The sequence below is a fragment of the Niabella sp. ZPM-14 genome (assembly GCF_055693045.2).
In genome coordinates this window covers 348819-362008 of the sequence record NZ_CM181148.1, presented here as the reverse complement: position 1 = coordinate 362008, position 13190 = coordinate 348819, and the positions used below count along the sequence as shown (strand labels likewise).

At 47.3% G+C, this 13190-nt stretch carries 8 protein-coding genes; all 8 read left to right on the top strand.

Annotated features, from left to right (window positions below):
• Positions 1-34 precede the first annotated feature (34 nt).
• The 8 genes from ACU37H_RS01390 (at position 35) to ACU37H_RS01355 (ending at position 13078) form a co-directional block, all read left to right on the top strand.
• On the top strand, positions 35-1564 hold the full coding sequence (locus tag ACU37H_RS01390; protein WP_472702568.1) for an MGH1-like glycoside hydrolase domain-containing protein: 1530 nt from the start codon (positions 35-37) through the stop codon (positions 1562-1564).
• A 14-nt stretch (positions 1565-1578) separates the two neighbouring features.
• Complete coding sequence (locus tag ACU37H_RS01385; protein ID WP_472702567.1) at positions 1579-3033, top strand: sialate O-acetylesterase; 1455 nt, start codon at positions 1579-1581, stop codon at positions 3031-3033.
• A 2-nt stretch (positions 3034-3035) separates the two neighbouring features.
• Positions 3036-5945, top strand: coding sequence for a glycoside hydrolase family 2 protein (locus tag ACU37H_RS01380; protein ID WP_472702566.1), 2910 nt, complete (start codon positions 3036-3038; stop codon positions 5943-5945).
• Position 5946: 1 nt separating this feature from the next.
• Positions 5947-8685, top strand: a complete 2739-nt coding sequence (locus tag ACU37H_RS01375) for a glycoside hydrolase family 78 protein (RefSeq protein WP_472702565.1) — start codon at positions 5947-5949, stop codon at positions 8683-8685.
• A 114-nt stretch (positions 8686-8799) separates the two neighbouring features.
• Positions 8800-9435: a DUF3826 domain-containing protein gene (locus ACU37H_RS01370; RefSeq protein WP_472702564.1), complete on the top strand. Its 636-nt coding sequence runs from the start codon at positions 8800-8802 to the stop codon at positions 9433-9435.
• A gap of 48 nt (positions 9436-9483) precedes the next feature.
• Positions 9484-10605, top strand: a complete 1122-nt coding sequence (locus ACU37H_RS01365) for a sialidase family protein (RefSeq protein WP_472702563.1) — start codon at positions 9484-9486, stop codon at positions 10603-10605.
• 72 nt (positions 10606-10677) lie between these two features.
• Complete coding sequence (locus ACU37H_RS01360) at positions 10678-12252, top strand: sodium:solute symporter family protein (RefSeq protein ID WP_472702562.1); 1575 nt, start codon at positions 10678-10680, stop codon at positions 12250-12252.
• On the top strand, positions 12239-13078 hold the full coding sequence (locus ACU37H_RS01355; RefSeq protein WP_472702561.1) for a fumarylacetoacetate hydrolase family protein: 840 nt from the start codon (positions 12239-12241) through the stop codon (positions 13076-13078). The genes ACU37H_RS01360 and ACU37H_RS01355 overlap by 14 nt, the downstream gene beginning before the upstream one ends.
• The last annotated feature ends 112 nt before the right edge of the window (positions 13079-13190 follow it).

The following is a 13190-nucleotide window of genomic DNA, read 5'->3' as shown; positions in this document are numbered from 1 at the left end:
AGGTGAGCGAAGCCGCGGATAAAAAAGAATACGGATGAAAGGGTTGAAAAACTGGATTATCGCAGGGTTATTATGGATAGCAGGGAATAGCTATGCACAGCCCGCAGTATTGAAATTCGAAAACTTTAAGTATTATGTTGATAAGTTCAATACGATGGGGGATGAGCCCATTGTTCAGGCCATACCCAATAGTGAGTCCTGGGATTGGATGAAAAAAAATATTCCTTTGTTCGAATCACCTGATAAAGATTTTGAAGAAATATTTTACTTCCGCTGGTGGACCTTGCGCAAGCACATCAAAAAAACAGAGCAGGGATATGCCTTCACAGAGTTCCTGGTGCAGCGTTCTTATGCGGATAAATATAATCTCATCAGTAGTGGTTTGGGGCATCACATTTATGAATCGCGCTGGCTGCACGACCCCAAATACATGAACGATAATTTGCGGATCTGGTATCGGGGCAATGATGGTAAGCCTCTCAAGCGTTTGCGTTTTTACAGTAGCTGGAATATCAATGCCATTTATAATCGTTATCTCGTGAACGGAGATGCTTCTTTTTTAAATGAATATTATCCCGACTTAAAAAACGATTATAAAGCATGGGAGGCTGAGAAGCGCCATCCCAAAGGACTTTTCTGGCAGTATGATGTAAGAGATGCAATGGAAGAAACCATCAGCGGCGGAAGAAGGGAGAAAAATCCAAGACCTTCCATCAACGGCTACATGTATGGAAATGCGATGGCCTTAGCTGCGATCGCGCGGTTATCATGCGAACAGGAGGCCGCAGCAGGGTATACACGGAAAGCGGACAGCATCAAATCCGATGTACAGCAAAAACTATGGAATGCGTCCAGTGAGTTTTTCGAAGTAAGAAAGGAAAAAGGTGATACGCTCGCCCAGGTCATGGAAGAGATTGGTTTTATTCCCTGGTATTTCAATATGCCTGATGTAAAGTATCATGTAGCATGGAAGCATTTGATGGATCCCGCGCATTTCAACGCACCTGTGGGCATCACCACAGCAGACAGAAGTCATCCGGGATTCCGTACACATGGATGCTGCAAATGCGAGTGGGACGGGGCGGTCTGGCCTTTTGCTACTTCGCAGACTTTGACCGCCATGGCTAATCTGCTCAACCATCAAAAGCAAAAACAGGTAGACAAATCAGATTACTTTGCGCAGCTATCCAAATATGTTCAATGCCAACATAAAGATGGTAAGCCTTATATTGGGGAATATATGGATGAAAAGACGGGCAAGTGGCTCACAGACGATGATCGCGGGCGCTATTACAATCACTCCACTTTTAACGATCTGATCATCTCTGGTCTGGTCGGGCTTCGTCCGCGGGCTGATGATATAATAGAAGTACATCCCCTGTTACCCGCAAAAACATGGGATTGGTTCTGTCTCGATAACGTTCTATACCACGGCAAGATCATTACGATCATCTGGGATAAGACGGGAAAAAAGTATGGCAGGGGCAAAGGGTTGAGTGTATGGAGCAATGGTAAAAAGGTAGCAGCTTCAAAAAAGTTGAAACGCATTACAGGTAATTTATAGCACATAAGGAAAATATGTTAACGATACGTCGGGTTATAGGTTTGTTTTTTATTGGATTGCTGTTTCAGAAGGCTGAGGCAAAACTGGTGTTGCCTAAGATCCTGGGTCACAACATGGTGCTGCAGCAAGGAGCGCCGGTTCCTGTTTGGGGCTGGGCCGATCCGGGCGAAAAAGTCACCGTCAGTTTCAGCGGTCAGACAAAAGTGGTAATAGCTGATACAGATGGAAACTGGAAAATATATCTTGATCCGTTAAAAGCTACGTTCAAAGCCGCATCACTCAATATTATTACATCGAACGATCAGATAAGTCTTACCAACGTGCTGGTGGGAGAAGTTTGGCTGTGCTCAGGCCAGTCCAACATGGAGTTCCCCATGCGCAAGCTCGAAAAGCTGCAGCCACCGCCTGGCGCGGATTGGCCGGTAGATGAGCTCGAAAAAGCCAATAATCCTTACATCCGGACATTCCTCGTCGAAAGAAAAAAAATGCAGCCAGACTCCACCCATTCCGGTTGGTCATTGGTAACCGATCCTGCATTGCGCAATTTTTCAGAAGTGGGATATTTTTTTGCCAAACAGCTCAGTGCTGAGCTCAAAGTACCTGTTGGCGTGATCTCCGCAGCCATTCCGGGAAGTGGCATAGAACCCTGGATGCCGAAAGAAGCTTTGCTTAGAGAAATATTTTTCCAGTATCCCCAGGGCGACTCATCCCGCCACGTCAGCAGTGATGCAGGAAAATTTTATACGACCATGATCGAGCCGCTGATTCCCTTTGCGTTGAAAGGGTTTTGCTGGTACCAGGGCGAGAATAACTGCTTTCTCAACGAACGGATCGCTTATAGTTACAAAATGAAAGCCCTGATCCATTACTGGAGAAGACAATGGGCTAGCCCGAATCTTCCGTTCTATTATGTACAGATTGCGCCCTATTATTATTCTAAAGCGACTGACCGGCCATTTACGGTATACAGTCTGCCCGCGTTTTGGGAAGCACAATCAGCAGTACTTCGTATCCCGAATACCGCAATGATCGCGACCATCGATCTGAATGATGACCCCGCAGATCTGCACCCGGTGAATAAATGGGATGTCGGCCAGCGCCTGGCCAACGCCGCGTTGAGCAAGACCTACCAGCTGAACAACCGGCCGCCGATGGGCCCGGTTTTTCGGTCTGCTTCGCGGGAAGGAAAAACATTTGTTTTCGATTTCGCTTACAAAGGAGAAGGGTTAAAAAGCAGGGATGGAAACCCTTTGAGCGGATTTGAAGTGGCAGATGTAAACGGAGATTATCATGAGGCTACGGCCACCATCAGGGATAATAAAGTGTATGTGACGGCAGAAGAGGTTGACGATCCTTATTCCGTGCGGTTTGCCTGGAGGGAAGATGCCCGTCCCAACCTGGTGAATTCGGCGGGTTTGCCCACGCTTCCATTCAGAACCAATAACCCTATTATAGAAAATTTTCATTAAATATGGCACGGTGCCTTTTGTTGATATGTTTGGTGTGTAGTGTGTTGCCGGTGAATAGCCAGCAGACGGAAGTGCGCTATTTAAGCGGCCGCGGCAATAACGATATGGTGCAATGGGATTTTTACTGTACCGCAGGTGCGAATGCCGGTAAATGGTCGAAGATAGGAGTGCCCTCCTGTTGGGAATTGCAGGGCTTTGGTAAATATGATTATGGCTTTGCAAAAGATAGTATCCGCGGCAAGGAAAGCGGATGGTATAAAACAACCTTTACCGTGCCCGCGTCCTGGAAAGACAAAGTGACAAATATTGTTTTCGAGGGTGTCATGACAGATGCTGAGGTAAAGATCAACGGCAGGCAGGCCGGGCCCAAACACCAGGGAGCCTTTTATACATTTAGATATAATATTTCCACACTGCTGAAATATGGAAAAGAAAACGTTTTAGAAGTAAAGGTCGATAAGCATTCGGCCAACAAAAGCGTTAATGCCGCGGAGCGCGAAGCAGATTACTGGATCTTTGGCGGCATCTTCAGGCCGGTATGGCTCGAAGTATTGCCGCAAACACATATATCCGGAATTGCGATCGATGCCAAAATGGACGGCGCTTTCCTGGCGCAAATAGATGTGTCAGGAAAGATTGATAAAGCCACTGTTCAATTGTTGGACACGGATGAAAACCCGGTAGGACGGGACCTTCAGGGGGAAATTGTGGATGGGATAGCTCGCTTTAAAATAAAGTTTGACCAGGTAAAGCCATGGAGCAGCGAATCGCCTCACTTATATCAGGCAGTCTTTTCAATTTATAAAAACGGCAGGATCGTTCATACGGTTACAAAGAAGACAGGATTCAGAACCATCGAAGTGAAACAGCGGGATGGCATCTATGTCAATGGGGTCAAAATGAAATTTAAAGGCGTAAACCGTCATTCTTTCCGACCGGAAAGCGGCAGGACGACCAGTTACCGGAACAGTGTTGAAGACGTATTGCTCATCAAACAGATGAACATGAATGCCGTGCGGATGAGTCATTATCCCCCTGATGGCCATTTCCTCGATGTATGCGATTCCCTGGGATTGTATGTGATCGACGAGCTGGCCGGATGGCATGGGCATTACGATACGCCCATCGGGACTATGCGTGTAAAAGAAATGGTGGAGCACGATCGCAATCACCCGTCCATCGTTTTATGGGCCAATGGAAACGAAGGGGGCAGCAATGCCGATTTGGATCCTTTGTTTGGTCAATACGACTTGCAGAGCAGGACGGTCATTCATCCCTGGCAATTACACAATGGCATTGAAACCCAGCATTACCGGCAATACAATTATGGTGTGGGCAATTATGATAACGGCCCTGAGATTGTGATGCCTACGGAGTTCCTGCATGGATGGTTCGATGGTGGACATGGTGCAGGCCTCGAAGATTACTGGAACAAAATGTGGCAGAACCCTTTAAGCGCCGGAGGCTTTCTTTGGGACTTTTCCGATCAGGCGGTAGTGAGAAAAGATAAAAATGATTCACTCGATACAGATAAGAACCGCGGCGCCGATGGCATTGTCGGACCTCATCATGAAAAAGAAGGAAGCTTTTTTACGATCAAAGAAATATGGAGCCCGCTGTATTTTGAAAGAAAAGAAATCACTGATGCCTTTGACGGCAGACTGAACATCGAAAACCGTTATCATTTTACCAATACCAATCAATGTTCCTTTAGCTGGACCTTAAAGCGCTTTGATCCGGGCAGCGGAAAAGAGATCAGGGGAACTGTCTCTGCACCAGATATTGTGCCGGGTAACAAAGGTTTTATAAAGATCAGTTTGCCATCGGGCTGGAACGCATATGATGTGTTGTACGTCACCGTGAAAGACCCACACCAGCAGGAGCTGTTCACCTGGAGCTTTCCCATTGCCAGGCCTGAACGAAAAGCGGCACAGTTAAGAATGAGCGATAAGCCGGTTGACAACGTGACCCTCAACAAACAGCAAGGGAGCTGGATCGTGAAGGTGAAAGACGTCGAACTGGAATTGGATCCAACAAAGGGATTATTAAAAGAGGTACGTAATGCCAAAGGAATCGTGCCGCTGTCCAATGGGCCTGTGATCCAGGAAGGCGTTACCAATTTCTCAGGTCTTTCTTACAGGTACGACGAGGAGAAGAATTTAGTGATCCGTTCTTCCTACGATAAAAAGAAAAGCTTCAACACCCTGGAATGGACCATTCACAGAAATGGCTGGGTGAAACTGGAAGTGCATTATTTCCCCGATTCGCTGCACACAAAAATGCTGGGCATCAATTTCGACCTGCCTGAAAATGAGATCAGGTCGGTGACCTACCTGGGCCAGGGTCCCTACCGCGTCTGGAAGAACCGGATGAAAGGCGGCTTGTTTGGCGTCTGGAAAAAAAAGTACAACGATACCGAAACCGGGGAAAGCTGGAACTATCCTGAGTTTAAGGGATATTATGCTGATTTTTATAGCGGCGTTTTTCAAAACGGTCAACAGCAGTTTACCGTAGCGACCGAAACAGAAGATCTTTTCCTCAGGCTGTATAAAGCGCGTTGGAAGACCGATCCATGGCATAATTATGAGCCCTGGTTTCCTTCCGGTGATATTTCATTCATGAATGCCATTCCGTCGATCGGCTCGAGAACACAAACGCGGGAGACCACCGGCCCGATGGGGTTAGATAATATTCTTTACGATTATGAAAAGGATCCGGCAAGAGCTTTAAAGATAGTGCTGTGGTTTAATTTCAGCACTTCTTCTGATCTTTCCCATTTGATCAATTTCAGTACCAGGCCTGACCGTCTCAATCTGACCAATAATTTCAGTACCTGGTCTGACCGTCCCGGTCTGACGGACAATTTCAATATCAGGTCTGACCGTCCCGGTCTGACCAACAATTCAAGATAGTATGCTTCTAAACAAAAAATATTATGGGGCGATCGGGTTGCTGTTACTGACTTTCCTGGCACAGGCACAGCTTCAGGTACAGCAACTCACTGTCGAACAACAATCTCATCCCATCGGCATTGCTACTGCGCATCCACGTTTTAGTTGGCAACTTGTTTCCGATCAGAGAAACGTTAAACAAACTGCTTACGAGATCCTCGTGGCCAGTTCCAAAGCCAATATAGAGAAAAGCCTGGGAGACGTTTGGTCATCTGGTAAAATAAACAGCGATGCGGCGGTGTTGATTCCTTACAAAGGAAGTAAGCTGCAGGCCAACAAATACTATTATACCAAAGTAAAAGTGTATACCAATAAAGGCGATGTGGCCTGGAGCAAGCCCATGTTTTTTACATTGGGCTTCGTAAGCCAGGACGAATGGAAAGCGCGATGGATCGGATATGATAAGGCGTTTCCATGGGACAGCGTCTCGCAATGGTCACGCCTGTCAGCGCGGTATTTCAGGAAAGAATTTTCAAATACCAAAAAAATAAAGAAAGCCTTTGTCAATCTTGTCGGGCTGGGCATGTATGAGCTGCAGATCAATGGCAAGAAAATCGGAGACCAGGTACTGGCTCCCGCGCCTACCGATTACCGGAAAACGGTGCTGAGCAATACCTTCGATGTGACCGAACACATCACCACAGGCAATAATGCCATCGGCGTTATCCTGGGTAACGGCCGGTTCTTCACCATGCGCCAGGACTATAAGCCGCATAAGATTAATAATTTTGGTTACCCTAAGATGCTTTTCCAGCTAGACCTGATCTATGAAGATGGCTCGCACAAGACCATTATTTCTGATGATAGCTGGAAGCTCACGGCTGATGGGCCCATCAGGACGAACAATGAATACGATGGTGAAGAATATGATGCCAACAAAGAGCTGGGCGACTGGTCTTCTGCCGGATTCCGGGACGATCAGTGGCTGGCTCCGGAACTTGTCAAAGCCCCTGCGGGTAAAATAACGCCTCAGGCTCATCAACCCATGAAAGTGATGCAAAAGATACAACCTGTCTCAATCAATAAACTAAAGGATAATGTTTATGTCCTGGATATGGGACAAAACTTTGCGGGATGGATTCAGATCAACGTTAATGGCAAAAAGGGTGATACGGTCACTTTGCGATTTGCAGAAAGCCTTCAGACAGATGGATCACTGTATGTCGCCAATCTCAGGGATGCGCGGGTCACTGACCGGTATATATTAAAGGGCGCAGCAAAAGAAACATGGCATCCTGAATTCGTGTACCACGGATTCAGATATGTAGAGGTGTCCGGATGGCCTGGAGTGCCTGATGTCAGTGACTTTGAAGGACACTTAATTTATGATAAAATGGCCACCACCGGGGCGCTGACCACATCGAACCAGACGATCAACCAAATCGTAAAAAATGCCTGGTGGGGCATCGCTTCCAATTACAAAGGGGTGCCGGTGGATTGTCCCCAGCGCAATGAACGCCAGCCCTGGCTGGGAGACCGCGCTCAGGGCGCTTACGGCGAAAGCTTTCTTTTCAACAATGCTTCATTATATGCCAAGTGGCTGGATGATATTCAACAGTCACAAACGGCCGAAGGAGCTATACCGGATGTAGCGCCGGCCTTCTGGAATTATTACAGCGATAACGTCACCTGGCCCGGTACCTATATCCTGGTGGCGGATATGCTGCATCACCAGTTTGGTGACCGGCAAAGCATCGTCAGACATTATCCTTCTATGAAAAAATGGATGATGTACATGAAAGAAAAGTACATGAAGGATTACATTGTTACTAAAGATAAATATGGTGATTGGTGTGTGCCGCCCGAAAGCCTGGAGCTGATCCGGTCGCGCGACAGTACCCGTACGACTGAAGGTCAGTTGCTCGCCACAGCCTACTACTACAAGCTCCTGACGATCATGGAACGCTTCGCCAACCTGTCCGGCAATACTAAAGATATTGCTGCCTACACGGCGCTTCGGAGCAAAGTAAAAGCGGCGTTCAATAAAACGTTTTTCAATGAGACCAGGGGGAGCTATGATAATGGTACGGTTACTGCAAATGTATTGCCCCTCTATTTTAAAATGGTTCCGGAAGCGAAACGGCAACAGGTCTTTGATAACATGATAGCTAAGTTAAATGCTGATAAAATGCATATCAGTACAGGCGTGATCGGCACACAATGGCTGATGCGAAGCCTTACCGATAACGGCCGGCCTGATGCAGCATTGACGCTGGCTTCCAACACGACTTATCCAAGCTGGGGTTATATGATCGCGAATGGCGCCACCACCATCTGGGAGCTGTGGAATGGCAATACCGCCAATCCTCAAATGAATTCTCAGAATCACATCATGTTGCTCGGTGATCTGCTGATCTGGATGTTTGAAAACCTGGGGGGTATCAAAGCCGCTCAGCCCGGGTTTCGGGAGATCGAGATGAAGCCATTATTTGGCGCCGGTCTGGATAGTGTCGATGCAGCTTACGAATCGGCGTACGGAAAGATCAACAGCCGTTGGCAACGTGACGGAGCACGGATCCATTGGACGATCGATGTACCGGCCAACGCCACGGCGATTATTTACATTCCTGTAACTGATCCCGACAGCATCAAAGAATCGGGCAAGCAGGCGCGCGAATCAGAAGGCGTTTCTTTTATAAAATATGAAAACGGAACCGCTGTATACAGGATCGGCAGCGGTCATTATCAGTTTACGAATTAATACAAGGATATGATCAGGAAAAAGATGAGTCTGTCAGGACAGCAATGTGGAGTGTCTGTGTTACCAATCACTATTTTGTTGCGTGTGGCAATATTCCATAAACAGCAAAAAATAATGTTCCTGCTAATGGGAATGTTAGCCATCGCCGCCGGAAGGGTAAGCGCCCAGGACAACCGGGAGCAGCAGCAAAAGGCCGCAGAATGGGTAGCTGAACTGAAGTTAAATGATGCACCAAAAGCGAAGAAGGTGGAAGAAGCCATCACCACGCACCTGGTAGCGGTAAGAGACTGGCACAACAGCCATCCGGTTAAGCAAAATCCCGGAGGTATCAATCCCGCGACAGGCAACGCTTTCAGCAACCTGGATTGGGAAGTGATTTATTGTTCTCAAAAACCTGGATCGGTCCACGACAATTTAATGAGCGTGTTAAAGACGGAGCTTTCTCCCGGACAAGTGGAAGCGATTCTTGATCAATATACGATTGGTAAGGTCGCCTTCACATTGAAGGGCTATGAAGCGATTGTGCCGGATCTGACCGACAAAGAACGCGCTGAGATCCTCAAAAATCTGAAGCAGGCGCGGGAGCAGGCCATCGATTATAAAAGTATGAAAGAGATCTCCGCCATTTTCGAAATTTACAAGACCAAATGCGAACAATACTTAAACAGTAACGGCCGCAACTGGCGGCAGCTATTTAAGAACTATGTCGACAAAAGAAACGCTGAAAAAGCAGCACAGAATAAAAAGTAAACATCTGTATCAACCGGAACCATCTTCCGGTAAAAATTAAAATATCATATGATACGCATTCCTGTATTAACGTTGTGTTTATTATTATCAGTGACGATCGTCACGGCACAAGAAGACCGCTGGAAAAAAGGCATCCTGGTGGACGAGTTTATTTTCGATACTGCCTCTTTTCCGCAATCCCATGCAGCTACTATCGTTGAAACGCCCGAAGGCCTTGTCGCGGCCTGGTTTGGCGGAACGAAAGAGGGCAATAAAGATGTGTGCATCTGGACAAGTCATCTCAAAAATGATCAATGGTCGGCTCCTGCAATGGCCGCGGATGGTATCTTGAACGACACATTGCGCTATGCCTGTTACAACCCGGTCCTGTACCAGGTGCCCAACGGCGAGCTGTTATTATTTTACAAGATCGGACCCAATGTAGCGGGCTGGACCGGCTGGCTCAAACGGTCAAAAGACAACGGGCATACCTGGAGCGAACGTGAAGCGCTGCCAGAAGGATACCTGGGGCCCATCAAGAACAAACCGGAGTTGATCAATGGTGTGCTGGTTTGTCCGTCCAGCACCGAAAAAGATGGCTGGAGGGTTCATTTTGAGTACACGAAAGATTGGGGTAAAACATGGACAAAGTCTGCACCTATCAATGACGGTAAAAAATTCCTCGCTATTCAGCCTTCTATTTTAAAATATAAAAATGGCGACCTTCAGACCCTCGGCCGCACGCGCAATACAGTGATTTATCAAAGCTGGAGTAAAGACGGTGGTAAAACCTGGTCGGAAATGACAGCGCTTGACTTGCCCAACAATAACTCCGGGACTGATGCCGTGACCTTACAAGACGGACGGCAATTGCTGGTATATAATCATGTGTTGCCCGACAGCAGCTGGGTGCGAGGCAAGGGACCGCGCACACCGCTCAATGTGTCATTGTCTAAAGATGGCAAAACTTGGTATGCAGCGGTGGTATTAGAAGACTCGCCGATCAGCCAGTATTCGTATCCATCGGTAATTCAAAGCAAAGATGGCATGGTACACATCGTGTACACCTGGAGAAGGCAAAAGATCAAATATGTAAAAATCGATCCGTCGAAATTGAAGCTGACTAAGATCAGCCAAAAGAAGTGGCCCGGTAAAATGGCCGCCCGGAAAGGTGTGGTTACGGATGACTAATATATAAAACCTGTGAGTTAAAAATCCTCACGGGTTTTCGCGGAAGACCACCTTGTTATATAAAAAATAAAAGTGAAGCATATCCCAATAATTGATCTGGTAATCATATTGCTGTACCTGGTAGGCATGGTATGGATCGGTTTTTATTTTTCCAAGAAAAATAAGAACGCCGATCAGTTTACCAAAGCTTCCGGCCGTATTCCGGGATGGGCCATCGGTTTATCCATCTACGCGACTTTCTTAAGCAGCAATACCTTCCTGGGTGTTCCAGGCAAAGCGTTCGGGTCTAACTGGAATGCTTTTGTGTTCAGTATTTCCATGCCATTAGCGGCTTTCTTTGCTGCCAAATATTTTGTTCCCTTTTACAGAAGCACGGGAGAGGTTTCTGCTTATACACATTTAGAGCATCGCTTCGGCCCCTGGGCCAGGACCTATGCAGTGATATGTTTTGTGTTAACGCAGTTTGCGCGGATGGGTTCCGTATTTTTTGGCATGGCGCTGAGCTTGCAGGCGCTGCTCGGCTTTTCTATGGCTTCCATTATGATCGTAATGGGCGTTTGCATTATCATTTATACGGTGATGGGTGGAATGGAAGCGGTGATCTGGACAGAGGTGGTACAGGGTATTTTGAAGACGCTCGGAGCCTTATTGATCTTATACCTGGTATTGCGCGAAATTCCGGGTGGTATAGAGCAGGCTTATGGGATCGGAAAGACCAATGATAAATTCAGTCTGGGCACAATGGACCTCGACTTTACGCAGTCAGGATTCTGGGTGGTGCTGCTATACGGATTTTTCATTAACCTCAATAATTTTGGTATGGACCAGAATTATGTGCAGCGATACCATACCGCTACCGATACCAAACAGGCAAAGAAATCGATCTGGTTATGTGTCGCCATGTATGTGCCGGCGTCCTTATTGTTCTTTATCATCGGCGCTGCCTTGTTCTCCTATTATCAATTGCATCCCGAGCTGACTGAAGGCCTAAAGCAGGCGGTGGCCGCGGAGCGGCTGGGCATCGGCGCTTCGGCCGAACAGGTCAACAGCCTGGCGGCCACTTTACAACCGGCAGACTATGGCGACAAAGTGATGCCTCATTTCATGGTGTATAAAATTCCAAAGGTATTTCTCGGCCTGATCATAGCCGCGGTGCTTTCGGCGGGCATGAGCACCATCAGTTCCGGCATGAACGCTTGTGCCACTGTTTTCACCAAGGATATTTATCAGCGTTATTTCAAACCCGATCTGCACGGCAAAGCTGAGCTGCGATTGCTGTATATAGCGACCATTATTTTTGGCCTGATGGGATTAGGAACCGGGCTGGCGATGCTGGGCATCAAAAGCGTTCTGGACATCTGGTGGCAGCTATCCGGCATTTTCGCAGGCGGTATGCTGGGCTTGTTCCTGTTAGGCATCATGAGCAGGAAGACCCGCAGCAGCCAGGCGATTGCGGCGGTGGTAGTCGGCATTGTTGTGATTCTTTGGTTAACTTTTTCTCCTAAGCTGCCGGCCAGCTATGCATCTTTTAAATCAGCGCTTCATATCAATATGGTGATCGTCGTGGGTACTTTATCCATATTTTTAACGGGCGTATTGCTTACATTTTTAAAATCGAAAAGAACTATTCGCCATGAAGATCTATAACCTGAACGGCCAGATTACCGCAGAACAACGCGGTGCGTATTATATACTGGACAATACCAGCTGGAACGATTTGTTAAACGAGGATGACCTGTTCCGATACTTAAGCGATGCTATTCAAAACAGCACGCCAATGGGCGATGACAACTGGATGGCCGCTCAATCAACAGGCGTTCCTATAGGTACCCAGGAGGTTTGGGCTGCAGGAGTTACCTACCTGCGCAGCAAGGTGGCGCGAATGGAGGAGAGCGAAGAAAGCGGTGGTGCTACCTTCTACGATAAAGTGTATTATGCGGAACGTCCGGAATTATTCTTCAAAGCCAATGCCCATCGTGTGGTGCCTTCCGGCGGCAAGGTCCGTATCCGGCAAGATAGCAGCTGGAATGTCCCCGAGCCCGAGCTGGTTTTGGTGGTGAATGCATCCGGCAAAATTGTGGGCTATACGATCGGCAATGATATGAGCAGTCGCAGCATAGAAGGAGAGAATCCACTGTACTTGCCGCAGGCCAAAGTATATGACGCAAGTGCATCGATAGGCCCTTGCATTCTTGTGAGGGAAAATGAGAATATTGCTCCGTCAACCCGCATTGCCATTGACATCAGAAGAGAAGGTAAGATAGTGTATGCAGCTGAGACCACCATCGATCAGATGAAGCGCAGTCACCAGGAGCTGGTAGACTTTTTATACCGCGAGTATAGCTTTCCGCATGGCGCCTTTCTGATGACCGGTACCTGTCTCGTTCCCGATGAGTCCTTTACTTTAAACCGAGAAGATGAAGTCGTTATCCTGATTGAAGGCATCGGCAAGTTGCACAATGTGGTGGATTAACAAATGTTATTTTGCAATAATGTTTCAGTAATTTTTTTGCGGGCTAAACAATGATCTGTTAGTTTTGCAGCTGTGAAGCTGTTCACTTACATATTTGCTTTATACCTGCTGA